The organism is Micromonospora sp. NPDC005174, from assembly GCF_040608495.1.
In the GTDB taxonomy this organism is placed as follows: Bacteria; Actinomycetota; Actinomycetes; order Mycobacteriales; family Micromonosporaceae; genus Micromonospora.
The window spans coordinates 291,848-317,284 of the sequence record NZ_JBEXIJ010000002.1; the positions used below are offsets into that span (position 1 = coordinate 291,848).

A 25,437-nucleotide genomic window follows, 5' to 3' on the forward strand; every position below is an offset into this window, starting at 1 on the left:
GGCATGCCAGCCCAGCTTCGATCCCGCCTGCTCGACTGGACCGTCTCCGTACCCGTGCTCGCGGTGCTGGTGTTGCTCGTGACGTGGGGGCGAGAACTTCCCGGCCCCGTCGTCGTGGTGGTCGCCGCGCTGCTGGGCGGCGCGGTGCTCGCGGCCGTGCACCACGCCGAGGTGGTCGCCCACCGGGTCGGGGAGCCGTACGGCTCGCTGGTGCTCGCCGTCGCGGTCACCGTCATCGAGGTGGCCCTCATCGTCACGCTGATGATCAGCGGCCCGGAGAAGACACAGTCGCTGGCCCGCGACACCGTCTTCGCCGCCGTCATGATCACCTGTAACGGCATCCTCGGACTGTCCCTGCTGCTCGGGGCGCTACGCCGACGTGTGGCCGTATTCAACCCCGAGGGCACCGGCGGGGCCCTGGCGACCGTGATCACCCTGGCCACGCTGAGCCTCGTCATCCCGACCTTCACCACGGCCCGCCCCGGCCCGGAGTTCAGCCCGGCCCAGCTCACCTTCGCCGCCGTCGCCTCGCTGGCGCTGTACGGGCTGTTCGTGCTGGTGCAGACCGGCCGGCACCGCGACTACTTCCTGCCGGTCGACAGCCGGGGTCGGGTGATCGACGCGGAGGAGCACGCCAAGCCGCCCACCACCCGCGCGGCGCTGGTCAGCCTGGGACTGCTGCTGGTGGCGCTGGTCGCGGTGGTCGGCGACGCCAAGACCGTCTCACCGACGATCGAGGCCGGTGTGGCGGCGGCGAACCTGCCGCACGCGTTCGTCGGCGTGATCATCGCGCTGCTGGTGCTGCTGCCGGAGACCCTCGCCGCCGCCCGCGCCGCCCGCCGCGACCGCGTGCAGATCAGCCTCAACCTCGCCCTCGGCTCGGCGATGGCCAGCATCGGTCTGACCATCCCGGCCATCGCCATCGCCTCGATCTGGCTGGACGGCCCGCTGCTGCTCGGCCTCGGCGGCACCCAGCTCGCGCTGCTGGCCCTCACCGCCGTGACGGCGGTGCTGACCGTCGTGCCGGGCCGGGCCAACGTGCTCCAGGGCGGCGTGCACCTGGTGCTGCTGGCCGCGTTCGTCTTCCTGGCCGCCAGCCCCTGACGCGCCGGCGCAGCCTGGTCGGTGCCCGCGTTGCTCAGCCGGCGGTCGGGTCGTCCGCCAGGGCGTCCGCGCGGGCGTTGAGGTAGCGCTGCTGTGCCAGGTTCGTCGAGCGTGCCGCCGCCATCCGGTACGCCTCGCGCGCCGCGACACGCTCGCCGGTCAGCTCCCACAGGTGGGCGCGGGCAGCCGGCAGTCGCGGGCCGTCGGCCAACCGGGGGTCCTCGTCCAGTCCGGCACCATCCACCGGGCTGCGGTCTCCTCCCGTCGCGCCCGCGCCTGGTCACGCCGTAGCAGGTCGGTGAGCCGCCGGGACGCGACGGTGATCAGCCAAGCCCGAGGATTGTCCGGTACGCCGTCACGCGGCCACCCGTCCGCCGCCGCGATCAGCGCCTCCTGCACCGCGTCCTCGGCCGTGTCGAAGTGCCCGAAGCGGCGTACCAGCGCGCCGAGGACCTGCGGCGCCAACTCGCGCAGCAGGCCATCGGCGGGTGTCTCCGGCACGCCTCAGCCGGCCAGGTCCTCGACGCCGTCCAGCACCGGCCGCACGTCCACGTACGCGCCCGGGGTGTCCGGATCGACCAGGCCGGCGGCGATCTCGGTGGCCCGGTCGAAGCTGGCGCACTCCACGATCGTGTAGCCCGCCAGCACCTCCTGCGTCTCCGCGTACGGGCCGTCGGTCACCACGGGCGCCCCGCCCCGCACCTGCACGCGACGGGCGTGCACGGGCTCGCTCAGGCCCCGCGCGTCGACGAGTTCCCCGGACTCGGCGAGCGCCTGGTGGAACGTCTCCCATGTGCTGGTGCATGGCCGCGACCTGTTCGGCCGACATGGACGGCCGGTCGGAGGGCCGCCCCGACAAGGCGTCGTAGTACTGCTGCGAGCCGCAAAAGCATGATCATGTATTTCATGGTGGCCTTCCTGTTCCCGGTGCCGCCCCGGCACCGCTCACCAGAAACGTCGAACCCCAACCCCGCGCCCCGTCCCGTCCCCGTCCCGCCCCGTCCCCGTCCCACCCCGTTGATCATGAAGTTATTGCCATCGATGTCGGCGTGTCGGCGCAATAACTTCATGATCAACGGAAGTGGGCGGGTCGGCGATGCGGGGGTGGGGGTGGGGTGGGGGTGGGGTGGGGGTGGGTTATTGGCCGTAGGAGAGGCGGAGGCGGTTGTTGATCAGGTAGTTGAGGCGGTGGCGGAGGTAGCCGAGGGTGCTCTCGCTGGGCGGCTCCGCGTCGGGGGTGGTCAGAGTCCAACGCACCGCACAGTCACCGCCGGGCAGCCCGGGCGAGATGTCGAAACGGATCTCGTCCAGTGGCCGGTGCGGCCACAGCGACGACCACACCAGCAGCACCGGCGCGTAACCCGTCACCACCCGTGGCGGTACCTCGTCGTCGCGTAACTCCAGCCAGGGGCGACTCCCGGCCTCGTACGGGTCACGGAGCGACCGCCACACGACCTGCGCCGGGGCAGGCTGGCTCCGTTGACGGCTGCCCAGCACGTGCACGTCGCCCCTCCTGACCGGGCGGTCGCGTCCGCCCCCGGGCCATTGTGGCGGCCCCGCACCACGGCGCGCGAACCGCCCGGCCTGCGCCACGCCAACAACTCCGGCCGGCACCACGCCGCGACAACCTGTGCGTGAACTGTCCGGGCCGGTCAGGCGTGAATCCGGTGGCGGGCGTGGTGGTCGTACCGTCGGGGTATGGCGCGGTGCGAGCGCCGATGTTGGGGGAGGCACAGTGGGGGCTTGGTCAGGACGCGACTCCCGGGGACCCCTGGCGGGCCTGATCTGCTGGTGCATGGCCGCGACCTGTTCGGCCGACATGGACGGCCGGTCGCTGGCCCGGCCGGACAGGACGTCGTAGTCCTGCTGCGAGCCGTAGAGCAGAATCAGGTACTTCGCGGATCTCTTCTCCTGCCGCCGGCGCCGGTGCGGCGCCGCTCACCGGAGACGTCGACGCCGACCAGCCGTTCCGGACACCGTGGTGGCGACATCAGGGTGCGCCGACGGGGTGGTGCGCCGAGGCTACCGTCGGGCGCATGACGACGGTGTGGGTGGTGGTGGGCACCCTCGCCCTGCTTCTGGTCGGATCGTTCGGCTACGTCGCCCGGCGGGACCGCCGCCGGCTCAGCTCCGACGACGACGGCGGCGCCGCGCGCGCCGCTCGCTCCGCCCAGGAGCGGTACGCCGCCGAGCGGCACGCCGTGCAGGGCGACACCTGGCTGCGTGGCCGCGACGGCGCCTCCGGCTGAACCGTCCCGACGCGGCGGCCGTGTTGACTGTGGGGGATGGTGACCCGTTCATCGGGGTACTGCGACACGATCGGGCACCTGGGGAGGGTGATGTGATGGCACGCTCGGGTCGCCCGCGCGGGCCACTGGCCGCCGCGCTGGTGGCGTTGGTGGTGGCCGTCGGCTGCGCCGTCGGCGGAGTCCCGGACAGTGGGCCACGGGCACCCGCGCCGGAGACGTCCCGCTCGGTCAGGACCGGGGAGCCGACCGCTCGCGCCGACCGCACGACGAACGCCGACAGCTTCCAGGACGACATCAGCGTCGCCGTCGAGAAGGCCGACCTCTACTGGCGTTCCCAGTTCGACGCGTCCGGGCGGTCGTTCCGGCCGATCAGCCGGATCGTGCCGTACCGCCGCGACGGGGAGGTGGCCTGCGGCGGCCAGGGACTGCCGCGCAACAACGCCGTCTACTGCTCCCAGGGAGACTTCATCGCCTACGACCTGAACTGGTCGGTGGGCGCCTACCAGCAGGTCGGCGACGCGTTCGTCTACTACCTGCTCGGCCACGAGTATGCCCACGGCATCCAGGTCAGGCTGGGCATCCGCTACAACTTCACCATCCAGCAGGAGTTGCAGGCCGACTGCATGGCCGGTGCGTACCTCGGTGACTCGATCCGCAGCCAGCAACTGCGGCTCGAGCAGGGTGACCTCGACGAGTTCCGGGAGGGCCTGCTCGCGGTCGGTGACGACCCGAGCCAGCCCTGGTTCGCCGAGGGCGCGCACGGCACCGCCGAGCAGCGGACCGACTCGTTCTTCCGCGGCTACGAGAAGTCGCTGTCAGCCTGCGGCCTGGACTGAACCGGGGGAAGACGGGCCGACCTGCGCCGCGTCTTCCCCCGGATCTGCTGCCCGAAGGGGCGGACCCGCTACGGGTAGGTGTTGCGCCAGGTGCCGCAGCTGTCGTTGCCGAGGTCGTCCTCGCACACCCGGATGCTGTCGGCGTACCCGTTCAGGACGCCCTTGCCGCAACCCTCGGCGGAGCCGTTGCCGTCGCCGACCTTGCCGTACGTGCCGCCACCGGACCACTTGACCTGTACGTAGACGCCGTTGCCGTCCTGCTCCTTGTCACAGGCGTAGACCGTGACCTGGCCGCCGTTGGGGTTGTTCTTGAACAGGGTGCCGTAGTCGTCGCCCTGGTAGGCGATCATGTTGGCTGCCTGCACGGCCAAGGCCGCCGTCGGGCTGCCGATCGTGACCGCGACGCCGAGCGCCAGAGCGCCCAGGCCGGCACCGATTCTTCGTGCCACCGTCATGCTGTTTGGATTCCTTCCCCCGTCGAAAGTGGAGCGTCGATCGTATCGACGATGCGCCGGACGGCATCGACGAGGGTGAGCCGGGGACCGGTTGCGACCTGTGCCGCGCGACGCTGCCACGGCCCCTTGCGGTGACGTCGTCGCAACTGACCGTTATCGATTAGGGCGGCGGCGGTCCGGTGCCGGCCGGCGGGACGCCCCGGCGCCGTGGCGTACCCGACGACCACCGGGGCCGCCCCCGGCTGGCAGGATCAGGGCAGTCGCCGCACCCTGGAGGATCCGCTGAGCAGCCATTACCCCGCCGCCGTGCTCTTCGACATGGACGGCACGCTCATCGACAGCGAGAAGCTGTGGGACGTCGCGTTGCAGGAGTTGGCCCGCGGGTACGGCGGGGAACTGTCCGCCGACGCACGCCGGGCGATCATCGGTACCGCCATGGCCGAGTCGATGCGCATCCTGCACGACGACCTGGGGCAGCCCGAACGCGATCCGGACAGCAGTGCGGCGTGGATCAACGCACGGATCCTGGAGCTGTTCCGCACCGGTCTGCCCTGGCAACCGGGAGCGTTCGAGCTGGTGCACGCGGTCCGCGTGGCGGGAATCCCCACCGCGCTGGTCACCTCCAGCCCTCGGGCGCTGGTCGAGATCGCCCTGGACACCCTCGGTCGGGACAACTTCGACGTGGTCGTCGCCGGCGACGAGGTGGTCGCTGCCAAGCCGCACCCGGAGCCGTACCTGACCGCCGCACGGCACCTCGGTGCCCCGATCGAGCGGTGTGTGGCGATCGAGGACTCACCGACCGGGGTGGCCAGCGCGCTCGCCTCCGGCGCGGCCGTGCTGGCCGTACCCGCCGAGGTGCCGCTGCCCCCCATCGCCGGCGTACACCAGGTGCCGAGCCTGACCGGCGTGGACCCGGAGGCGCTCGCGGCGCTGCTGACCGACCGGGCCGCGGCGACCGGCTGACGCGGTCGACGCCACCGGCCGAGGAAGCGCGCGACCCCCGACGCCGCGAGTGGCGTCGGGGGTCGCGAGGTGGAACCGGTCAGTCGTGGGCGATCGCGCCCAGGACGTTGATCCGGGCCGCCCGCACGGCGGGGACCACCGCGGCCACCACCCCGACGATCGCGGCGAGACCGAGGAAGACGCCCATCTGTCCCCAGGGCAGGATCAGGTCGGTGATGCCCTCGTCCTTGAGCGCCTCGACCACGGCGGCGCCCAGGCCGGTGCCGACCGCGACGCCCAGCAGCGCGCCGAAGACGGAGATCACCACCGCCTCGACCGTGATCATCCCCATGGTCTGGCCACGGCGCAGCCCGATCGCGCGGAGCAGGCCCAACTCCCGCGTGCGCTCCAACACCGACAGCGCGAGCGTGTTGACGATGCCCAGGACGGCGATCACGATGGCCAGCGCCAGCAGGATCTGGATCATCGTGAGCAGCCCGTCGAGCGAACTCGTCTGCTGCTTGATGAACGCGTCCCGGTCGGCCACCGACACCTCGGGGCTGTCCGCGAGCAGCGTCTCCACCTGCGGTTGCACGTCGGCCACCCGGGCGCCCGGTGCCAGCTGGATGAAGCCCTGGATGGGCTGCGGGATCGCGAAGTCCTTCGCCGCGGCCGGCGGCAACGTCACCGGGTTGGTCAATTGCGACGACTCGTAGATGCCGCTGATCGTGTACGTGCGAGGCTCACCCCGGGTGAGCTGCACGGTCACCGTTGAGCCGACCGACCAGCCCCGGGACTTGGCGGTGTCGGAGCTGGCGAGCATCTGCGTCGGTGACAGCCGGTCGATGTCACCGGCGGTCGCCTTGGCACCGAAGATCTGCCGCAGCGACGCGACCTCGCTGCTCGCCGCCACCCACGTGCTCTGACCGTCCACGCGTGCCATGTCGCCGTACTCGCCGTCGACCAGTCGCACGCCGGGCAGCGCCTTCACCTGGTCCAGCACGCTCGGGTCGAAGCTCGGCGGACGCGGGCCACCCTGCTGACCGGCGATCACCAGCTCGGCCTTGATGGTGTCCTGGGCGAGCGCGCTGATGCTGCCCTTGGCCGAGTCGAGGATCACCGTGACGCCGGTGACCAGCGCGATGCCGACCATCAGCGCGGCAGCCGTGATGGCGGTGCGGCGGGGGTTGCGCCCGGAGTTGAGCCGGCCCAGCTTGCCCGGCACCGACCAGGAGAAGATCGCGCCGAGCAGGTTCACCACCGGCCGACTGATCAGCGGGGTCAGCAGCGCCACACCGATGAAGGCGAACAGCACGCCGCCCAGGATGGTGGCGAGCGTCTGACCGCCCGCGTTGCCGCTGAGCCCCAGGAAGAGCAGCACCGCGCCGATGCCGGTGACCAGCGACCCGGCCACGGTGATCTTGGTCAGCGGTCGGTCCGGGGTCGCCACGTCCTGCATGGCGGCGATCGGCGGGATCCGGGACGCCCGCAGCGCCGGCAGCAGGGCCGCCACCACGGTGATCACCAGACCGACACCGAACGACCCGATCACGGCCGCCGCCGGCACGCCGATCCCGGCCAGGGTCAGGCCACCGGCCAACTTGCCGAACAGGAACGCCAGCAGCGCGCCCACCCCGATGCCGGCGGCCAGGCCGAGCACCGACGCGATCAGACCCACCGCGATGGCCTCCAGCACCACCGAGCCGATGATCTGCCGCCCACTCGCACCGATGGCGCGCATCAGCGCCAACTCACGGGTGCGCTGCGCCACGATGATCGAGAAGGTGTTGAGGATCAGGAAGGTGCCGACCAGCAGCGCCACGGCGGCGAAGCCGAGCAGGATCTTGTTGAAGAAGGAGAGGCCCTCCTTCAGGCTGGCCGCAGCGTCATCGGCGACCTGCTCGCCGGTCTTCACGTCGTAGTCCGCGCCCAGCGTGCGGGCCACGTCGTCGCGCAGCGCCTCATCCGAGACACCGCCGGCGGCCTTCACCGTGACGCTGCTGAACACCCCCGGTTCGCCCAGCATCAGCCGCTGCGCCACCGGCGTGGTGAAGAAGACCTCGTTGACGCCGCCGATCGAGTCCCGGTCACCGCTGTAACCGGCGATGCCGACCAGCGTGAAGTCCCGCTTCTTCGACTCGAACGCGGTCAGCACGCCGACCTTCTCGCCGACGCGCACCTTCGCCGACGTGGCCAGCGACTTGTTGACGACGATCTCGTCGTCGGCCTGCGGCGCGCGCCCCTCGCGCAGTTGCAGCAGGTCCCCCTCGCCGACCCAGTTCTCACCCAGCTGCGGCGGCCCGAACGACGTGACGACCTTGCCGTTGCTGCCGATCACCCGCGCACCGTCGGCGTTGACGACACCGGTCGCCGAGGCCACCCCCGGCACCTGCTTGACCCGGTCCACCACGGCGGCCGGCAGCGGGGCGGCGGTCTGCTCGCCCTCCATCTCGTTGACCTCGACCTTGGGCTTCGCCGCGACGTTCACGTCGATCTCGGAGAAGCCGTCGGCGAACACCGAGTCGAAGGAGCGACCCAGCGTGTCGGTCAGCACGAACGCGCCGGAGACGAACATGACCCCGAGCACCACCGCCAGACCGGACAGGATCAGCCGGACCTTGCGGGCCAGCAGACTCTTGAGCGTCGCCCGGAACATCAGTTGCCCACCTCGGCCGGAGTGTCCAGCTTCTTCATGGTGTCCAGCACCGTGTCGGCGGTCGGCTCGATCAGCTCCGAGACGATCTGCCCGTCGGCGAGGAAGACCACCCGGTCGGCGTACGCCGCGGCGGTCGGGTCGTGGGTGACCATCACGATGGTCTGGCCGTGCTCGCGCACCGAGTCGCGCAGGAAGCCGAGCACCTCCGCGCCGGAGCGCGAGTCCAGGTTGCCGGTCGGCTCGTCCGCGAAGATCACCTCGGGGCGGGACACCAGCGCACGCGCGCACGCCACCCGCTGCTGCTGACCGCCGGAGAGCTGCGCCGGCCGGTGGTCCAGCCGGTCCTGCAGGCCCACCGTCCGGATCACCGTGTCGTACCAGGCCTGGTCCGGCTTACGCCCGGCGATCGACATCGGCAGCAGGATGTTCTCCTTCGCGGTGAGCGTCGGCAGAAGGTTGAACTGCTGGAAGATGAAGCCCACCTTGTCCCGGCGCAGCTTCGTCAGTCCGGAGTCGCCCAGCCCGGTGACCGTCGTCTCACCGATCGACACCGTCCCCCGGGTCACCGAGTCGAGACCGGCGAGGCAGTGCATCAACGTCGACTTGCCGGAACCCGACGGGCCCATGATCGCGGTGAAGCGGGCACGTTCGAACTCCGCGCTGACCCCCCGCAGCGCGATGACCTGAGCCTCGCCGCTGCCGTACACCTTCCACACGTCGTTCGCCCGGGCCGCGGCCTGCGCCTGCTGGCCTACCGTCGCGGTCACGTCATCTACCTCTTCCGTCTGTCCGAATCCCACGCCGCCCCCCGATGGTCCGGCGCGACCGTTCAATCATCGGCGCTGCTCGCGCCCGTACCGTCCGCCCCTGGGGGGACGCGGAGCGGATTTCCCGCTGCGGGTGCACCCCCATGCCGCATCAGGGTTGCCCCTGACCCGACGGCCGGTCGACCGGTTTTGCACACTTCCCCCTCACGTCACAGGAGGGTCAACCGCGCCGTGCCGTCTCCGGTCACGGTAGGTGAGCACGGCAACCGGGCCGTCCCTCCACGGGGGGATCTTCGAGTACGCCGCGTGAGGTACCCGGGGCTTCGCGGCTACGCCCGTGGGCGGACCAGACCCGACTCGTACGCCAGCACGACCGCCTGCACCCGGTCGCGCAGCCGCAGCTTGGTCAGCAGGTGCCCGACGTGGGTCTTGACGGTGGTCTCGCTCACCGACAGCACGGCCGCGATCTCGGCGTTGGACAACCCTCGGGCCACCTGCACCAGCACCTCGCGTTCCCGGTCGGTGAGCGCGTTGAGCGCCGCCGACGGCGTGGCCGACGGGTCGGGCAGCAGCTCCGCGAAGCGCTCCAGCAGTCGCCGCAGGATGCGCGGCGAGACCACCGCGTCCCCGCCGGCCACCGTGCGGATCGCCGCGATCAGCTCCTCGGCGGGTACGTCCTTGGCCAGGAACCCGCTCGCGCCCGCGCGCAGCGCCCCCACCACGTACTCGTCGAGGTCGAACGTGGTCAGCACCAGCACCCGCACCGGCAGGCGGGAGTCGACGATGGCTCGGGTCGCCGCCACCCCGTCCATGCGGGGCATCCGGATGTCCATCAGCACGACGTCGGGCAGCAGCCGCCGGGACAGCTCGACCGCCTCCACGCCGTCGCCCGCCTCCGCCACCACGTCCAGGTCACCCTCGGCCCCCAGGACCATGCGGAAGCCCGTACGCAGCAGCGGCTGGTCGTCGGCGAGCAGGATGCGTACCGGCCGAGCCGGGGCCACCCGATCGCTCATCTCGTCTCCCGTCCCGCTGCACCGGCCTGTGCGTTTCGCCGACCACGGTAAAGGTCGCCCCGCTCCGCCACTCCCTCCTCCGCCGCGATCTTGCACTTTCTGCGCCGACAGGCTGGGGCGAATCACCCGATGTCGACAACCGAGACTGCAAGATCGCCGGGGCGGGGCGGGGCGGGGCGGGGCGGGGCGGGGCGGGGCGGGGCGGGGTGGGGTGGGGTGGGGTGCGGGGTGGGGTGCGGGGTGTGGGGTGGGTTAGTCGTCGGCGCCGGGGGGTGTGGGGGTGCTGCGGGCGTCGCGGAGGGGGTCGGCGTTCGCCGCCGCGACGGGGAACGGCGGGGGAGTTCCGCCGAACGTGGGGCAGAGCGCCTGGTGGCTGCACCAGTCGCACAGTTTGCTCGGCCGGGGCCGGAAGTCCTGTCGGGCGGTGGCCTGCTCGATCGCCCGCCACAGCGCCACCACGGTGCGTTCGAAGCGGACCAGCTCGTCGGCGTCGGGCGTGTAGTCCAGCACCTCGGCGTCGCGCAGGTAGAGCAGGCGCAACACCCGGGGTACCACCCCGCGGGTGCGCCACAGCACCAGCGCGTAGAACTTCAGCTGGAACAGCGCGCGTGCCTCGAACGCCTCCCGGGGCGCTCCGCCGGTCTTGTAGTCGACCACCCGCAGCGCGCCGTCCGGGGCCACGTCCAGCCGGTCGAGATAGCCCCGGATCAACAACTCCTCGTCCACGACCGCCGAGATCAGACTCTCCCGTTCGGCCGGCTCGAGGCGCGTCGGATCCTCCACGGCGAAGTAGCCCTCCAGCAGCCCTGCCGCCGAGCGCAGGAACTCCACCGGGCCGGCTGGCTCGGCGTCGTCGAAGATCGCGGCCAGTTCCGGCTGCTCGGTGACCAGCCGATCCCACTGCGGGGCCACCAGATCGCCCGCCGCGGCCGGGGTGCGACCCGACGCGGGCAGGTCGAAGAGCCGCTCCAGCACCGCGTGCACCAGCGTGCCCCGGGCCTGCTCGATGGTCGTCCGCTCGGGCAGCCGGTCGATGCTGCGGAACCGGTAGAGCAGCGGGCAGGTCTTGAAATCCGCGGCCCGTGACGGAGACAGCGAGGCACGCACCGTCGTGGGCGTCTGCGCCGGGGGAGAGGACTGGGGGGTGGTGACCGGTTCCGCCGTCATGTGCGCAAAGGTTAGGGCACCGGTATGACACCGCCCGCCAGCCGCCCCGCAGGTGACCGGTCCGTAGCATCGGTGCGATGGAGCAGAAATCCCGGCCCCCACGCCGGTCCGACCGGCGACCCGGTCTGAGCGTGGGGCGAGTGCTCGGAGTGCCCCTGTACCTCAACGCCTCCATGCTCCTGCTCGCCGTGCTGGTCGCCGTGCTCTACGCCGAGTTCGCCCGCCGCCAGTTGGATCTGCCACAGGTCAGCGGCTACCTGATCGGCTTCGGGTTCGTGGTGTCCCTGCTCGGCTCGGTGCTTCTGCACGAGTTGGGCCACGCGCTCACCGCCCGCCGCTACGGCATCGGTGTGCGCGGAATCACCCTCGAACTGCTCGGCGGGTACACCGAGATGGAGCGCGACGCCCCGACGCCCCGGATCGACCTGCTGGTCTCGCTGGCCGGCCCGGCGGTCTCGGCGGTGCTCGGCGGCCTCGCGGTCGCCGCCACGCTCGCCCTGCCCCCGGGCACCGTCGCCCACCAGCTCGCCCTCCAGCTCGCGTTGAGCAACGTCATCGTCGCGGTGTTCAACAGCCTGCCCGGCTTGCCGCTGGACGGCGGCCGGGCGCTGCGGGCCGCCGTCTGGGGCTTCACCGGCGACCGGCACCGCGGCACCGAGGTCGCCGGCTGGGCGGGGCGCGTCGTCGCCGTCGGCACGGCCGCACTGGTGGGGCTGCTGACGTTCACCCACGCTCTGGCACCGGTGGCGCTGCCGCTCATGCTGCTGGTCGCGGTCACCCTCTGGCGCGGCGCCGGGCAGTCGATCCGGGCCGCGCGGGTCAGCCGGCGGTTCCCCCTGATCGACCTGGCCCAGATGGCGCGGCCGGTGTGGCCGGTGACCACCGGCACGCCGCTGGCCGAGGCCCAGCGCCGCCGCGCCGAGAGTGGCCAGCCCGCAGCCGCCCTACTGGTCACGAATTCGATCGGCCGCCCGGTGGCGCTCGTCGATCCGGCCGCCGCCGCTGCCGTCCCCGCCGAGCGTCGTCCCTGGCTGGCGGTGGACGCCGTCGCCCGGTCCCTCACCGAGCTTCCCGCGCTGTCACTCGGTCTCGACGGCGAACGGGTGATGGAGGTCGTGCAGACCCACCCGGGCGCGCAGTACGTGGTGACGTCAGGCGAAGATGTCGTCGGCATTCTGCACATCGGGGACCTGGCACAGCTCCTCGAACCCAACCGGAAGATGACACCGTGACCGCAACTCCCTCCACCGTCGGAGCCGACGCCGCCCCCCGGACGCTGACACCTGTGCACCGAGGCCCGTTCCGGCCCGGCGACCGTGTGCAGCTGACCGACCCCAAGGGGCGGATGCACACCGTGACGCTGGAGCACGGCAAGGAGTTCCACACCCACCGCGGGATCCTGGCGCACGACGCGCTGATCGGGCTGCCCGACGGCAGCGTGGTGACCACCTCCGGCGGTGGCACCGCGTTCCTGGCGCTGCGCCCGCTGCTCTCGGACTACGTGCTCTCCATGCCTCGCGGCGCCCAGGTGATCTACCCGAAGGACTCGGCGCAGATCGTCGCGATGGGCGACATCTTCCCCGGCGCGAAGGTCCTCGAGGCCGGCGCCGGCTCCGGCGCGCTGAGCTGCTCGCTGCTGCGCGCCGTCGGCACCGAGGGTGAGTTGCACTCGTTCGAGGTGCGCGACGACTTCGCCCAGATCGCCAAGCGCAACGTCGAGGCGTTCTTCAACGGGCCGCACCCCTCGTGGCACCTGCACGTCGGTGACGTCGCGCAGTGCCAGGAGACCGGCTTCGACCGCATCATCCTGGACATGCTCACCCCCTGGGAGACCCTCGACATGGTCGAGCGGGCGCTGGTGCCCGGCGGCGTGTTCATCGGGTACGTCGCCACCACCCCGCAGCTCTCGGAACTGGTCGAGGCGCTGCGCGAGCGCGGTGGCTGGACCGAGCCGCGCGCCTGGGAGTCGCTGGTGCGGGACTGGCACGCCGAGGGCCTCGCCGTCCGACCCGACCACCGGATGATCGCGCACACCGCGTTCCTGGTCTCCGCGCGCAAGCTCGCCCCGGGCGTCACCGCGCCGCCACGTCGCCGAAAGCCCAGCAAGGGCAATGAGGCGTACGTGCAGCGTCGCGAGGACCTGCGCGCGGCCGAGGCGGCCCGCCAGGCCGCCGCCGCGCAGGCCGACTCGACGGGGGAGATGGACAGGCCGTGACCATCGGTGAGCGGGGGGAGGCGGCCCGATGAGCCGACCGGGTTACGGCGGCGGCGACCTGCCCGCCGTGTTTCCGGACTGGTCGCCCTACCAGGACCTCGAGTCGGCGGCCCGCGCCTACCTCCGGGACCCGGACGTAGCCCTGGAGGCGCTCGGCGGCGTGCTGCGCGGCGCCTCGGTGCTCGGCTTCACCCTGGAACGGTTCGTCAACGAGGTCAACGGCGTGTGGCAGGAGGTCGTCGTCTGCGACGGCAGCCGGTTGATCCTCTGGCACGGCGAGGACGTGCCGCCGGAGGAGGGGCCAGCGGGCTCGATGACGTCTTCGCTGCGGGTCGTGCCCGTCTCCACGGTCACCGAGGTGGGCTGCCGGCGGCGACTCAACCGCTCCGAGAGCGGCGAGATCCGGGTCGACAGCATTGACGTCTACCTGCTGCTCACCTCGCTGGACGAGGCGCCGCCGAGCGAGGAGATGGCCGGTACGCCCCGGCACGACGCGCTGCGGTTCGGCAAGACCCTCGACGACGGCGGGGCCGGGCAGATCGCCCGACTCGAGGAGTTCGCGCGGCTGGTCGCCTCGGTCGTCGGCCGCCCGATGCTCTGAGGCGTACCCCGTCGGGGTCAGCGCCGCGCGGTCCGCGCGGCGCTGGCTCAGTCGTCCTCGGCGTCCGGGCCGGCGACCTCGACGCCGTCGCCGCGCACCACGTGGATGCAGTCGCCCGGGCACTCCTTCGCCGAGTCGATCACCTCGAGTCGCAGGTGCTCGGGCACGTCGACGCGGCTGCCCGGGGCCAACTTCAGCTCACCGTCGACACCCTTGACGTACGCCAGGCCGTCGATGTCGAACTCGAACACCTCCGGCGCGTACTGCACGCAGAGCCCATCGCCCGTGCAGAGATCCTGGTCCACCCAGACCTGCAACTGGTCGGTCGCGACCTCGGCCACGGTGCACCCCCCATGTTCTCCCGTACCTGCCTCCGACGGTACCCGAACGCCGGTAACGACCCCGCAGACCACCCCTTGGCGATCAAGGTTCAGTGACGAGGGTGTTGCGTGGGACCGAATCGGGCTCATAGCGGCTAGTGTTAGCTCAGAACGTTCAAGCCCCCCGGGGAGGTGGGACGTGGCAGCACGCAGCGACGACGCGGACTCGCGCGCCGCACGGTGGGAGAAGGAAGCCCACGATCTCTCCACGCAGGTCGCGTTCCTTCAGGAGGAACTCGCCCTGGTGCGGCGCAAGTTGACCGAAAGCCCCCGACACGTCCGGCAGCTCGAAGAGCGGCTGGCGGCCACCCAGGCACAGTTGGCGCGGCTGACCGAGAACAACGACCGGCTGGTGAGCACCCTCAAGGAGGCTCGCACGCAGATCGTCACGCTCAAGGAGGAGATCGACCGGCTCGCGCAACCGCCGAGTGGCTACGGAGTCTTCCTGGCCAAGCACGACGACGGCACGGTGGACGTCTTCACCGGCGGCCGCAAGCTGCGGGTAGCCGTCTCGCCCTCGCTGGACGTGGCCGAGCTGCAGCGCGGCCAGGAGGTCCTGCTCAACGACGCACTCAACATCGTCGACGCGTTCGGGTACGAGCGGGTCGGCGAGGTGGTGATGCTCAAGGAGATCCTGGAGGGGCCGAACGGCGCGCCGGGTGACCGGGCGCTGGTGGTCTCCCACTCCGACGAGGAGCGCATCGTGCACCTCGCCGAGACCCTCATCGGTTCGGCGATCCGTGCCGGCGACTCGCTCATGATCGAGCCCCGCTCGGCGTACGCGTACGAGCGGATCCCGAAGAGCGAGGTCGAGGAGCTGGTCCTGGAGGAGGTGCCCGACGTCGACTACTCCGACATCGGTGGCCTCCAGTCGCAGATCGAGCAGATCCGCGACGCGGTCGAGCTTCCGTTCCTGCACGCGGACCTGTTCCGCGAGCACCAGCTCCGCCCGCCCAAGGGCATCCTGCTCTACGGACCGCCCGGCTGCGGCAAGACGCTGATCGCCAAGGCGGTGGCCAACTCCCTGGCCAAGAAGATCGCCGAGCGGCAGGGCAAGGAGAAGCACACCAGCTTCTTCCTCAACATCAAGGGCCCGGAGCTGCTCAACAAGTACGTCGGCGAGACCGAGCGGCACATCCGGCTGATCTTCCAGCGGGCTCGGGAGAAGGCCGGCGAGGGCACCCCGGTGATCGTGTTCTTCGACGAGATGGACTCGATCTTCCGGACCCGTGGCTCCGGCGTCTCGTCCGACGTGGAGAACACGATCGTCCCGCAGCTGCTCAGCGAGATCGACGGTGTGGAGGGGCTGGAGAACGTCATCGTCATCGGCGCCTCCAACCGGGAAGACATGATCGACCCGGCGATCCTGCGCCCCGGTCGGCTCGACGTGAAGATCAAGATCGAGCGGCCGGACGCCGAGGCAGCGAAGGACATCTTCTCCAAGTACATCCTCCCCGGGCTACCGCTGCACCCGGACGACCTCGCCGAACACGGCACCGACCCGCAGGCCACCGTGGCCGCGATGATCGACGCCGTCGTTCTGCGGATGTACTCCGAGACCGAGGAGAACCGCTTCCTCGAGGTCACCTACGCCAACGGCGACAAGGAAGTCCTCTACTTCAAGGACTTCAACTCCGGCGCGATGATCCAGAACATCGTCGACCGGAGCAAGAAGATGGCCATCAAGGAGTTCCTCACCTCCGGTCGCAAGGGGCTGCGCCTGCAGCACCTGCTCGACGCCTGCGTCGACGAGTTCCGCGAGAACGAGGACCTGCCCAACACCACCAACCCCGACGACTGGGCCCGCATCTCCGGCAAGAAGGGCGAACGGATCGTCTACATCCGCACGCTCGTCTCCGGCGGCAAGGGCGCCGAGGCCGGCCGGTCCATCGAGACCGCCAGCAACACCGGCCAGTACCTGTAAGAACGCGCTGACACCAGCGGGGCTCGGGACGCGAGGCGTCCCGGGCCCCGCTCGTCGCACCGGCCCACACACGCCCACCCGACCCGGTACGCTGTGGCGCTTCCCACCCCTGCGAAACGTCGAGGATCCGCGTGCCGTCCGAACTCACCGTCACCGACCCGCCGGCACGCCCCGCGGTCGATCCGCGGACCCCGCCTTCCGCCCGCTCGTACCGCACGCTGCTCCTCGCGCTGGCGGCCGCGTGGCTGGTACCCGCGGTCGCGTACCCCCTGCACCTGGCCTGGCTGCTGCCCCCGCTCGTGCTGCTGGCCACAGCCAGCCTGCTGCGCGGCGGCCGCACCCTGCTCGACCGGCTCGTGCTCGCCACGCTGCTGCTCGTCGGCGCCACCACCATCGCCGGGCTGCTCTTCACTCTCTGGCCCTGGGGGCTGCACCCGGTCGCCGTCAGCGGCGCCGCCCTCAGCGCGCTCGCCGTCGTCGCCACGGTGACCGGCCGACGCCCCAGCCTGCCCAGACCGGTGTGGACCGACCTGCTGCCGGTCGTCGCCACCGTCGCCGTCGTCGGCTACCTCGCATCACCCTGGCTGCGGGCCAGCACCCTCGCCGGGCGCCTCAGCCTCCTCGCCCTCGGCGAGGACAACTTCCGCCACGTCGCCCTCGTCGACGCCATCGGCCGGCTCGGCGGGTACGTCTTCCTCGACCCGTCGGCCGCCCGCGACGACATCGTCTCCCTGCTCGCCCGCTACCCGCAGGGCTGGCACCTCACCACCGCCGTGCTCGACGCGCACCTGCGCTCCGCCACCGGTACGCCGAGCGGGGCCAGCAGCCTCGGCCACTACGGGTGGTGGTGCTTCGCCACCTTCGGCCTGTTCGTGCTCACGCTCTTCTGGGCCGCCCAACGCCTTCCCGGACCCCTGCACCCGCTGCACCGGGTCGTCCTGACCGTCGTCGTCAGCGCCCTCGTCCTCGGCAGCCAACTGCCCCGCCTGCTCATCGCCGGCTACCCCAGCGAGGTGCTCGGGCTCGCGCTCGCCGTCGCGCTGACCGCGCTCGTCGTACGCCCGCTCGCCAGCAACCGGGAACAACTCGTCCTGCTCGGCGCGCTGCTCACCGGCATCGGCTTCACCTACTACCTGTTCCTCCCACCGGCCGGGCTGCTGGTGCTCGGCTGGCTGATCGCGCACCGCCGGGAGTTGCTCCACACCCGCCGGACCGTCTTCGCCGTCGGCCTGGTCACCGCCCTGCTCGCCCCGCTGCCCCTGGTACTGGGCGTCTTCGCCGCAGGTCAGACCGAAGCCCTCGACGCCAAGGCCGGCCTGGAACTCGCCGAGGCGTGGCGTGCCCTGCTCGGCTTCGCCCCGATCGTCCTGATCGGCCTCGTGATCCAGGCCCGCCGCGCCGACCGGGCCTGGCGGAGGCACCTCGCCGCCGTGCTGGTTGCCGTCGCCTTCGCCCTCGCCATCGCCCTGGCGAACGTCCTCGCCGGCGTCCAGCCCGCCTACTACTTCATGAAGGGCGTGCACCTCGCCACGGTCGGGCTCATCGTCGGCACCGCCGCCCTGGTCCTGCTGCTGCCCGTGCCGTCCGCCGAACGGCGTTCGAACCGGGTCCGGGCCGTCGCCGTACCCGCGCTCGCCGCCACCCTGGCCGTGCTCACCGTCGTGACCCTCTGCGGGCTCACCGGCTGGAGTCGGAGCCTGCTCGTGGTGGACAAGCAGAGCTGGACGCAGCTCTGGGTCCAGCACAGCGTGGACAAACCGTCGAGGGTCGCCCAGGTCTGCGCCGCGGCCTACCGCCGCCACCCCGACCAGCCGGGCACCATCACCGTCGTGCTCGACCGGACCGGCTACCGCGGCTACGTGGAATCGATCTGCCTCTCCGCCCTGCAGGGCACCACCGCCCAGAGCGAGCCGGCGATCTACCTGCCGATGTTCGAGGAACCCGAGCGCACCCGCAAGATTCTGCGCTCAACCCGTGGTCCGATCCGCCTGCTGGTCAGCGACCCGGCCGCGCAACGACGCGTCGACAAGCTGCTGACCAGGTACCCGGACCTGCGCGGCCGGGTCACCACCGTTCCAATGATCATCAAGTACTGAACGTGGCGGGCGGGGCGCGGGGCGACACCCGTAACCCGCCCGCACCGGCGCGCCCCCGACCCCGAACAGTCGGACTACGCTCGACATGACGGGGACCGGGTCGGGCGAGCGAAGCGGGTAGGTCGATGAGCGTAAGACGGATCATGGGCACCGAGGTCGAGTACGGCATCTCCGTACCCGGCCAGGCCGGAGCGAACCCGATGGTGACCTCGTCCCAGGTGGTCAACGCCTACGGGGCCCGGCCCGAGCTCAACCGGGGCGGCCGCGCCCGCTGGGACTACGAGGAGGAGTCGCCGCTGCGCGACGCCCGCGGCTTCACCTACTCCGGAGCCGCCTACGACCCCGCCGAGGCCCTCGCCGACGAGGACCTGGGCCTGGCCAACGTGATACTCACCAACGGCGCACGCCTCTACGTGGACCACGCGCACCCCGAATACTCCACTCCCGAGGTCACCACGCCCCGCGACATCGTGCGCTGGGACAAGGCCGGCGAGCGGGTGATGGCCGAGGCGTCCCGCCGCGCCGCCACCATCCCCGGCAGCCAGCCCATCCACCTCTACAAGAACAACACCGACAACAAGGGCGCGAGCTACGGCGCCCACGAGAACTACCTGATGCGCCGGCAGACCCCGTTCGCCGACATCGTGGCGTACCTGACGCCCTTCTTCGTGACCCGGCAGATCGTCTGCGGCGCCGGCCGCGTCGGCATCGGACAGGACGGCGGGCAGAGCGGCTTCCAGATCTCCCAGCGCGCCGACTTCTTCGAAGTGGAGGTCGGCCTCGAGACCACCCTCAAGCGACCGATCATCAACACCCGCGACGAGCCGCACGCCGACGCCGACAAGTACCGCCGGCTGCACGTCATCATCGGCGACGCCAACCTCTCCGAGATCTCCACCTACCTCAAGGTGGGCACCACCGCGCTGATCCTCACCATGATCGAGGAGAAGGCGCTCAGCGCCGACCTCGGCATCGCCGACCCGGTCAGCGAACTGCGCGCGGTCAGCCACGACCCGTCCCTCACGCACCTCATGCGGCTGCGCGACGGCCGCCGGCTGACCGCCCTGGACGTGCAGTGGGCGTACCTCGAACGGGTGCGGTCCTTTGTCGACGACCGCTACGGCACCGATGTCGACGAGCAGACCGCCGACGTGCTGGACCGGTGGGAGGGCGTGCTGGACCGGCTCGGCCGCGACCCGATGCTCTGCGTGGACGAGTTGGACTGGGTGGCGAAGCTGCGGCTGCTGGAGGGCTACCGGGAGCGGGAGAAGCTCGGCTGGGGTTCGCACAAGCTCCAGCTCGTCGACCTCCAGTACTCCGACGTACGCCCGGAGAAGGGCCTCTACAACCGGCTCGTCTCCCGAGGGGCCATGAAGACGCTGCTCACCGACGAGGAGGTCCGCAGCGCGATGACCGAGCCGCCGGAGGACACCCGGGCCTACTTCCGGGGCCGCTGCCTCGCGCAGTATGCCTCCGAGGTGGTCGCCGCGAGCTGGGACTCGGTGATCTTCGACGTGGGCCGGGAGTCGCTCGTCCGGGTGCCGATGATGGAGCCGGAGCGTGGCACCCGCGCTCACGTCGGGGCCCTGTTCGACCGCTGCGCCAGCGCCAAGGACCTGCTGGAGACGCTGACCGGCGGCTGAACGCGACACCGATTGCCCGCTGCGCGCCGCAAGCCGGCGCGCGGCGGGCTTTTCGTCGTCCGGGCGAGGTAAGTTCATCGCAGACGATCGTGGAGGAGGCAGCAATGGCCACTCATGACAGCGGCGGCCAGTCGCAGTCCGGCAAGTCCCGCCAGGGCGAGGAAATCGAGGACGTCACCACCGAGGCCAACCCCGAGGTGGCCGAGCGGCACGCCGAGATCACCGAGGACGTCGACGACCTGCTCGACGAGATCGACTCCGTCCTGGAAGAAAACGCCGAGGAATTCGTCAGGGGCTATGTCCAGAAAGGGGGTGAATGATACTATATGTCTGATTTGCCGGACAGTGCCGAGAAGGCGTGTCCGCAGTGCAAAAGAGTGCTGGCCACCTCGGACTTCCACCGCGACCGGCGGAGGAAGGACGGGCTGGCCTTCTGCTGCAAGGTCTGCGCCGCTGCACGGTCGGAGGCAAGTCGTCGTAAGCGTGGTATCGGCCCACAGCGAAAGTCACCCACGCCCGTCGGCGAAGGCCTCAAGTGGTGTCCGGACTGTGCGCAGATCAAGCCCTTGGAAGACATCCCCACCACCTCCACCAAGACCAGCGGCCGACACAGCTACTGCAAACCCTGCCACAATGCCCGCGGGAAAGAGACGGCGCAGCGGCTGTACGGCGGCACGCGCGAGTACCACCTGCGGCGGCGCTACGGCATTGGGGAGAAGGAGTTTCAGGAGCTCCTGGCCGAACAGGGCGGGGTCTGCGCGATCTGTGGCGGCGCGGACCCGCAACATCTGGACCACGATCATCGCACCGGATGGGTGCGCGGGATACTCTGCTTCAACTGCAACGGTGGTCTTGGCCAGTTCCGTGACAGTCCTACGAGGCTGGCCAGGGCGATCACGTACCTGAGAGGAACCACGTGGCAGCGGGCTTTGATCCATCCGGGCGTCTACCAGATGTGTTCACCAACGCGGGGACGTCCTCCTTCACCACGTTCCTGAGCCGGGTGGCGCCCGAGATGCTGCCCGGTCGTCGACCCCTTCCGCCGGGCATGGCCGCCGACCTGGCGCCGCACGCGACCACCATCGTGGCGATCTCGGCCGCCGGTGGCGTGGTGATGGCCGGTGACCGACGGGCCACCATGGGCAACCTCATCGCCCAGCGCGACATCGAGAAGGTGCACCCCGCCGACGCGTACTCGTTGGTCGGCATCGCGGGCACCGCGGGCATCGGCATCGAGCTGATGCGACTGTTCCAGGTGGAGCTGGAGCACTACGAGAAGATCGAGGGCGCGATGCTCTCGCTCGATGGCAAGGCCAACCGGCTCGCGTCGATGATCCGGGGCAACCTGGGTGCGGCCATGCAGGGCCTCGCCGTCGTTCCGCTGTTCGCCGGCTTCGACCTGGCCGCCAGCGACCCGGCGCGGGCTGGGCGGATCTTCAGCTTCGACGTGACCGGTGGCCCGTACGAGGAGACCGGCTACGACGCCATCGGCTCCGGCTCGCTCTTCGCCAAGTCGGCGCTCAAGAAGCGTTTCCGGACCGGCGTGTCCCTCGATGACGCGACCCGGCTCGCGGTCGAGGCGCTCTACGACGCGGCCGACGACGACACCGCGACCGGCGGACCGGACCTGACCCGCCGGATCTATCCGGTGGTGATGACCGCTACCGCCGAGGGCACGCGCCGGTTGACGGACTCCGAGACGGCGGCGATCGCCGAGGGTGTGGTCGCCGGCCGGATGGAGAACCCGGGCGGCTGAACCCCCGTCCACCCCCACCAGTCAGCAGTCCTCAGCACAGCGCCGTAAGGAGAACCGCCGCCGTGGCCATGCAGTTCTACGCCTCGCCCGAACAGATCATGCGCGACCGCTCCGAGCTGGCCCGCAAGGGCATCGCCCGGGGTCGCAGCGCGGTGGTCCTGAGCTACTCCGGCGGGGTGATCTTCGTCGCGGAGAACCTCTCCAGCGCCCTGCACAAGGTCAGTGAGATCTACGACCGGATCGGCTTCGCCGCGGTCGGCCGGTACAACGAGTTCGAGAACCTGCGCCGTGCCGGTGTGCGGATGGCAGACCTGAACGGTCTCAGCTACGACCGGCGCGACGTCACCGGGCGGGCGCTGGCGAACGCGTTCGCGCAGACGCTGGGCGCGATCTTCACCGAGCAGTCGAAGCCGTTCGAGGTGGAGATCTGTGTGGCGGAGGTCGGGGCGACCCCGGACGAGGACGAACTGTACCGGCTCACGTACGACGGGTCGGTCAACGACGAGCCGGGTCGGATGGCGATGGGTGGCCAGGCCGAGGCGATCACCGGTGTCCTGAAGTCGCAGCACCGGGCGGACATGTCGCTCGGCGAGGCGGTCCGGGTGGCGGTGCAGGCGTTGAGCACCGTCGGTGGCGAGGGCGGTGCGGCTCGTACGATCGCCGCGAACCAGCTCGAGGTGGCGGTGCTGGACCGTCAGCGGGTGGGGCGTACGTTCCGGCGGATCACGGGGGCGGCGCTCACGGCGCTGCTCGACGGTGACGTCGCGGCGGCGGAGGAGCCGGCCGAGGCGGGTGGGCCGGACACGCCGGCGCAGCCGACCACGGAGGCCCACAAGCCGACGACGTCGGCGGGCTCCGCCGACCTGGAGGACAAGCCGGCGGACGGCAAGTAGGACCTGTCGTGTGCGGCGGGCGGCCCGGAGAACGGGGTCGCCCGCCGCCTGCGTTTCACACCCCCCAGGCGCCCAGCCCAGCCCCGCCCTAGCCCAGCCCCGCTTCAGCCTCGCCGATCTTGCACTTTCTGTCGCCCGAGTGCACCTTTTGCGCGCATTTGTCTCGACAGAAAGTGCAAGATCGCCGGGGCCGTGGCCGGGGCCGGGGCCAGGGCCAGGGCCAGGGGGTTCAGGAGCCTGCGGGTACTCCGGGTGCGACGGCCTCGCGGGCGGTGGTGGTGTGCATGGGCGCCGGGCCGCTTGTGCGGGTGCGGAGTAGGGCGGCCATGGTGGCGGCGACCACGACGGAGCCGATGGCGTAGCCGAGTTCGACCCGCAGCGCGGTGGCGACCGGGGCGAGCGTGGCGGCGACCAGCGCGGCCACGCCCACGGCCCAGGCGACCGCCTGCGCCCGGTGCCGGTCGAGGGCGAGTAGCGCCTGACCGAGGACCATCGCCCAGAGGTAGGCGAGGGTGGCCGCGGCGAGCCAGGCGAAGTCACCGTGGCCGAGGACGTCGGGCGCGTCGAAGAGGGTCTGCACCAGCCACGGGCCGAGCAGGACGGCGAGCACGGCGCCGGTGAGGCCGAGCGCGGTGACGACGCCCAGGGCCCGGCGCAGCAGCCCGTTGAAGGCGGCGCGGTCGCCGGTGGCGGCGGAGGTGGCGAGACCCGGGAGCAGGGACGCCTGGAGTGAGGCGAAGACGAACAGCGGAATCCGGACCAGCACCAGAGCGGAGAGCAGGGCGCCGGCGGTGGCCACGTCGGACGGGTCCAGCACCTTGACGTTGATCACGCCGATGTTGACGACGACCTGGGACAGCAGGCTCGACGTGATGAGCAGACCGAGGCCGCGCAGGAATGCGGCCCAGGCGACGGGGACGCCGCCGCCGATGGCCCGCAGGACCGGTGCGGCGGTGACCGCCACGCCGATCAGCGGCGCGACGATCAGCACCGCGCCGAACCAGACGGGGGAGGTGACACCGGTCAGGCCGAGCAGGGCGACGAGGGCGATGCGCAGGCCGCCGTCAACGCCGAGTTGGGTGCCGTACCAGGGGAACAGTTGCAGGCCGGAGAGCACGCCACGGGTGGTGTGCGCGACGGCGAGCGCGGCGAGCGACCCGATGAGGACGGCGACCATTGTGTCGTCGCCGGCGAAGAAGCGGTCGGCGAGCGGGCCACGGGCGGCGATGATCAGCGCGACGATGGCGACCAGCAGACCGAGGGCCAGGGCGGCCCCCCGGGCCAGTACGGGCCCGGGGGTGTGACCCTGACTGTGCCGGCCGGCGACGAGTCGGGCGACCTCCTGCTCGACGGGCATGAACAGGCCGATGCCGAGCGTGAAGACGATCGTCCACAGCACGGAGAGGCTGCCGTAGTCCGCCACGGCGAGGCTGTGCCCGGCGACGGCCAGGTGGACGTAGGAGGCGAGCCCCAGCAGGGCCAGGCCGGCGCCGACGGCGACGGTGCCCGGTGGGACGAGACTCAGGAGCCGGCGGATCACCGGCGAATGAGCGCCAACGTGAGGACGGCGAAGGCGCGACCGAGGTAGATCATGGCCTTGGCCGGGGAGTGGCTGGGGGTGCCCGCCATCCGCTTGCGCATGGCCACCGGGACCTGGCGGATGGTGTAGCCCCGCCGGGCGGTGTGCACAAGCGTCTCGACCGTGTCGCCCAGGTATTCGACCGGGTACCAGGTGGCGAACATGTCGATCACGCGGCGGTTGGCGGCCCGGAACCCGGAGGTGGTGTCGGTGAGCTTGGTGCGGGCGACGCGGGAGAGGACGCCGGAGAGCATGACCATGGCCCAGCGGCGGGGGCCGCGGACGTTGTAGTCGCCCTCGCCGGCGAACCGGGCGCCGATCACCAGGTCGGTGTCGTCGAGCAGGTCAACGAGCTTCGGCACGTACCGGGGGTCGTGCTGGCCGTCCGCGTCGATCTGGATGGCCACGTCGTAGTCGTGGTCGCGGGCGTACCGGTAGCCGAGGCGCATGGCGCCGCCGACGCCGAGGTTGTACGGCAGCTTGGCGACCCGGGCGCCGGCCGCCGCGGCGACGGCGGCGGTGCGGTCGGTGGAGCCGTCGTCGACGACCAGCACGTCGACGCCGGGCAGTTCGCCGCGGACCTCGCCGACGACGTCGGCGATCGAGCCGGACTCGTTGAGCGCGGGGATGATGATCAGGACCCGCTTGCCGTTAACCATCGTGTGACACCAGTTCGTCTCGGGCCGCCCGGTCCGCGTCGATCTCGGCGCGTAGCAGGGCGAAGTCTTCTGCCAGGGTGCGGGTCTCCTCTTCCAGGGCGCTGACCTCCCAGCTGAGGTGCACGCAGACCAGCAGCAGGAAGACGATGCCGAGGAAGAGCACGAGGCTCACGCCGGACTGGACGCCGAGCAGCTCGGCGACGTTGTCCAGCAGGCGGGGGAAGAGCGACAGCGGAATGACGATCACCAGGACGCAGAGCCAGAGCATGCCGTACTTCTCGCGGAGCTGCCGGCGGCGCAGCAGCTCGACGATGGTGGCCAGCAGTATCAGGCCGGTCAGGCCGGTGACGAGGGTGAGCTTCATGCGACCTTCCACGGGGCGGGTGGAGCGGCGGAGGCGTACCTGGCGGCCAGGGTGGTGCGCCCGCCCGGAAGGGGTGACACACCAGCGGCGGCCCAACGGCCGTTCCCTAGCAGACTGTACGCCGGTCGGGGGGCT

The 25,437-nt window shown here is 71.2% G+C and carries 26 protein-coding genes and 1 pseudogene; 14 read left to right on the plus strand and 13 right to left on the minus strand.

Translation table 11 applies throughout. The features are described 5' to 3' along the window. Nucleotides 1-3 precede the first annotated feature (3 nt). Entirely contained in the window at nucleotides 4-1,104 is a 1,101-nt protein-coding gene (locus ABZU91_RS03565) for an ionic transporter y4hA (RefSeq protein ID WP_355233476.1), read from the plus strand. Nucleotides 1,105-1,138: 34 nt separating this feature from the next. Here the strand turns inward: ABZU91_RS03565 and ABZU91_RS03570 are convergent, their stop codons facing one another. The 4 genes and pseudogenes from ABZU91_RS03570 to ABZU91_RS03585 all read right to left on the minus strand — a co-directional run bounded on the left by ABZU91_RS03570 (nucleotide 1,139) and on the right by ABZU91_RS03585 (nucleotide 2,607). Continuing rightward, nucleotides 1,139-1,315 carry a hypothetical protein gene (locus ABZU91_RS03570; protein ID WP_355233478.1) on the minus strand — a complete coding sequence of 59 codons (177 nt, stop codon included), beginning with the start codon at nucleotides 1,313-1,315 and terminating at the stop codon, nucleotides 1,139-1,141. 35 nt (nucleotides 1,316-1,350) lie between these two features. Next, nucleotides 1,351-1,605, minus strand: a pseudogene (locus tag ABZU91_RS03575) (sigma factor); the annotation flags it as partial. 3 nt (nucleotides 1,606-1,608) lie between these two features. Next, nucleotides 1,609-1,827: a YciI family protein gene (locus ABZU91_RS03580; RefSeq protein ID WP_355233480.1), complete on the minus strand. Its 219-nt coding sequence runs from the start codon at nucleotides 1,825-1,827 to the stop codon at nucleotides 1,609-1,611. A gap of 414 nt (nucleotides 1,828-2,241) precedes the next feature. Beyond that, complete coding sequence (locus ABZU91_RS03585; RefSeq protein ID WP_355233482.1) at nucleotides 2,242-2,607, minus strand: hypothetical protein; 366 nt, start codon at nucleotides 2,605-2,607, stop codon at nucleotides 2,242-2,244. A 533-nt stretch (nucleotides 2,608-3,140) separates the two neighbouring features. On the opposite strand from ABZU91_RS03585, the gene ABZU91_RS03590 reads away from it, so the two are divergent. Both ABZU91_RS03590 and ABZU91_RS03595 read left to right on the plus strand, forming a co-directional pair. Further along, nucleotides 3,141-3,353 (plus strand): hypothetical protein, encoded by a 213-nt coding sequence (locus ABZU91_RS03590; RefSeq protein ID WP_355233484.1) that lies wholly within the window; start codon nucleotides 3,141-3,143, stop codon nucleotides 3,351-3,353. A gap of 95 nt (nucleotides 3,354-3,448) precedes the next feature. After that, the gene (locus tag ABZU91_RS03595; RefSeq protein WP_355233486.1) at nucleotides 3,449-4,189 is read left to right on the plus strand and encodes a neutral zinc metallopeptidase; all 741 of its coding nucleotides are present in this window, start codon (nucleotides 3,449-3,451) and stop codon (nucleotides 4,187-4,189) included. A gap of 68 nt (nucleotides 4,190-4,257) precedes the next feature. On the opposite strand, the gene ABZU91_RS03600 is transcribed toward ABZU91_RS03595, so the two are convergent. After that, on the minus strand, nucleotides 4,258-4,644 hold the full coding sequence (locus tag ABZU91_RS03600) for a hypothetical protein (RefSeq protein ID WP_355233488.1): 387 nt from the start codon (nucleotides 4,642-4,644) through the stop codon (nucleotides 4,258-4,260). Between the two features lie 306 nt (nucleotides 4,645-4,950). Between ABZU91_RS03600 and ABZU91_RS03605 the strand changes: the two genes are divergently transcribed. Continuing rightward, on the plus strand, nucleotides 4,951-5,607 hold the full coding sequence (locus ABZU91_RS03605; protein WP_355233700.1) for an HAD family phosphatase: 657 nt from the start codon (nucleotides 4,951-4,953) through the stop codon (nucleotides 5,605-5,607). Nucleotides 5,608-5,686: 79 nt separating this feature from the next. On the opposite strand, the gene ABZU91_RS03610 is transcribed toward ABZU91_RS03605, so the two are convergent. The 4 genes from ABZU91_RS03610 to ABZU91_RS03625 form a co-directional block, all read right to left on the minus strand. Further along, nucleotides 5,687-8,242, minus strand: a complete 2,556-nt coding sequence (locus ABZU91_RS03610; RefSeq protein WP_355233490.1) for an FtsX-like permease family protein — start codon at nucleotides 8,240-8,242, stop codon at nucleotides 5,687-5,689. Then, nucleotides 8,242-9,009: an ABC transporter ATP-binding protein gene (locus tag ABZU91_RS03615; protein ID WP_355233492.1), complete on the minus strand. Its 768-nt coding sequence runs from the start codon at nucleotides 9,007-9,009 to the stop codon at nucleotides 8,242-8,244. Before ABZU91_RS03615 ends, ABZU91_RS03610 begins: the two co-directional genes overlap by 1 nt. 329 nt (nucleotides 9,010-9,338) lie before the next feature. Continuing rightward, entirely contained in the window at nucleotides 9,339-10,025 is a 687-nt protein-coding gene (locus tag ABZU91_RS03620) for a response regulator transcription factor (protein ID WP_355233494.1), read from the minus strand. 252 nt (nucleotides 10,026-10,277) lie between these two features. Further along, nucleotides 10,278-11,192: a RecB family exonuclease gene (locus tag ABZU91_RS03625; protein ID WP_355233496.1), complete on the minus strand. Its 915-nt coding sequence runs from the start codon at nucleotides 11,190-11,192 to the stop codon at nucleotides 10,278-10,280. 77 nt (nucleotides 11,193-11,269) lie between these two features. Between ABZU91_RS03625 and ABZU91_RS03630 the strand changes: the two genes are divergently transcribed. Genes ABZU91_RS03630 through ABZU91_RS03640 form a run of 3 tightly spaced genes read left to right on the plus strand, consistent with a single transcriptional unit; the run spans nucleotide 11,270 to nucleotide 14,008 of the window. After that, nucleotides 11,270-12,424, plus strand: a complete 1,155-nt coding sequence (locus ABZU91_RS03630; RefSeq protein ID WP_355233498.1) for a site-2 protease family protein — start codon at nucleotides 11,270-11,272, stop codon at nucleotides 12,422-12,424. Nucleotides 12,425-12,468: 44 nt separating this feature from the next. Next, the gene (locus ABZU91_RS03635; RefSeq protein ID WP_355233702.1) at nucleotides 12,469-13,407 is read left to right on the plus strand and encodes a tRNA (adenine-N1)-methyltransferase; all 939 of its coding nucleotides are present in this window, start codon (nucleotides 12,469-12,471) and stop codon (nucleotides 13,405-13,407) included. 28 nt (nucleotides 13,408-13,435) lie between these two features. After that, complete coding sequence (locus ABZU91_RS03640) at nucleotides 13,436-14,008, plus strand: hypothetical protein (protein ID WP_355233500.1); 573 nt, start codon at nucleotides 13,436-13,438, stop codon at nucleotides 14,006-14,008. A 47-nt stretch (nucleotides 14,009-14,055) separates the two neighbouring features. Here ABZU91_RS03640 and ABZU91_RS03645 read toward each other — a convergent pair whose 3' ends face one another. Next, nucleotides 14,056-14,349 carry a ferredoxin gene (locus tag ABZU91_RS03645; RefSeq protein ID WP_355233502.1) on the minus strand — a complete coding sequence of 98 codons (294 nt, stop codon included), beginning with the start codon at nucleotides 14,347-14,349 and terminating at the stop codon, nucleotides 14,056-14,058. Nucleotides 14,350-14,527: 178 nt separating this feature from the next. Between ABZU91_RS03645 and arc the strand changes: the two genes are divergently transcribed. From arc to prcA, 7 genes are all read left to right on the plus strand, one after another. Beyond that, nucleotides 14,528-16,312, plus strand: coding sequence for a proteasome ATPase (gene arc, locus ABZU91_RS03650; protein ID WP_355233504.1), 1,785 nt, complete (start codon nucleotides 14,528-14,530; stop codon nucleotides 16,310-16,312). Nucleotides 16,313-16,443: 131 nt separating this feature from the next. Beyond that, nucleotides 16,444-18,408: a hypothetical protein gene (locus tag ABZU91_RS03655; RefSeq protein ID WP_355233506.1), complete on the plus strand. Its 1,965-nt coding sequence runs from the start codon at nucleotides 16,444-16,446 to the stop codon at nucleotides 18,406-18,408. Between the two features lie 125 nt (nucleotides 18,409-18,533). Then, nucleotides 18,534-20,051, plus strand: a complete 1,518-nt coding sequence (gene dop / locus ABZU91_RS03660; protein ID WP_355233508.1) for a depupylase/deamidase Dop — start codon at nucleotides 18,534-18,536, stop codon at nucleotides 20,049-20,051. Between the two features lie 104 nt (nucleotides 20,052-20,155). Further along, nucleotides 20,156-20,371 carry a ubiquitin-like protein Pup gene (locus ABZU91_RS03665; protein WP_088948111.1) on the plus strand — a complete coding sequence of 72 codons (216 nt, stop codon included), beginning with the start codon at nucleotides 20,156-20,158 and terminating at the stop codon, nucleotides 20,369-20,371. A gap of 6 nt (nucleotides 20,372-20,377) precedes the next feature. Then, on the plus strand, nucleotides 20,378-21,049 hold the full coding sequence (locus tag ABZU91_RS03670; protein WP_355233511.1) for an endonuclease VII domain-containing protein: 672 nt from the start codon (nucleotides 20,378-20,380) through the stop codon (nucleotides 21,047-21,049). Further along, the gene (prcB, locus tag ABZU91_RS03675) at nucleotides 20,968-21,807 is read left to right on the plus strand and encodes a proteasome subunit beta (protein ID WP_355233513.1); all 840 of its coding nucleotides are present in this window, start codon (nucleotides 20,968-20,970) and stop codon (nucleotides 21,805-21,807) included. The genes ABZU91_RS03670 and prcB overlap by 82 nt, the downstream gene beginning before the upstream one ends. 62 nt (nucleotides 21,808-21,869) lie before the next feature. Next, entirely contained in the window at nucleotides 21,870-22,700 is an 831-nt protein-coding gene (gene prcA / locus ABZU91_RS03680) for a proteasome subunit alpha (RefSeq protein WP_355233515.1), read from the plus strand. A gap of 229 nt (nucleotides 22,701-22,929) precedes the next feature. Here the strand turns inward: prcA and ABZU91_RS03685 are convergent, their stop codons facing one another. Genes ABZU91_RS03685 through ABZU91_RS03695 form a run of 3 tightly spaced genes read right to left on the minus strand, consistent with a single transcriptional unit; the run spans nucleotide 22,930 to nucleotide 25,302 of the window. After that, nucleotides 22,930-24,240 carry a polysaccharide biosynthesis protein gene (locus ABZU91_RS03685; protein WP_355233517.1) on the minus strand — a complete coding sequence of 437 codons (1,311 nt, stop codon included), beginning with the start codon at nucleotides 24,238-24,240 and terminating at the stop codon, nucleotides 22,930-22,932. Beyond that, nucleotides 24,237-24,938 carry a glycosyltransferase family 2 protein gene (locus tag ABZU91_RS03690; RefSeq protein ID WP_355233519.1) on the minus strand — a complete coding sequence of 234 codons (702 nt, stop codon included), beginning with the start codon at nucleotides 24,936-24,938 and terminating at the stop codon, nucleotides 24,237-24,239. The genes ABZU91_RS03685 and ABZU91_RS03690 overlap by 4 nt, the downstream gene beginning before the upstream one ends. After that, complete coding sequence (locus tag ABZU91_RS03695; RefSeq protein ID WP_007459918.1) at nucleotides 24,931-25,302, minus strand: DUF2304 domain-containing protein; 372 nt, start codon at nucleotides 25,300-25,302, stop codon at nucleotides 24,931-24,933. The genes ABZU91_RS03690 and ABZU91_RS03695 overlap by 8 nt, the downstream gene beginning before the upstream one ends. Nucleotides 25,303-25,437: the final 135 nt, after the last annotated feature.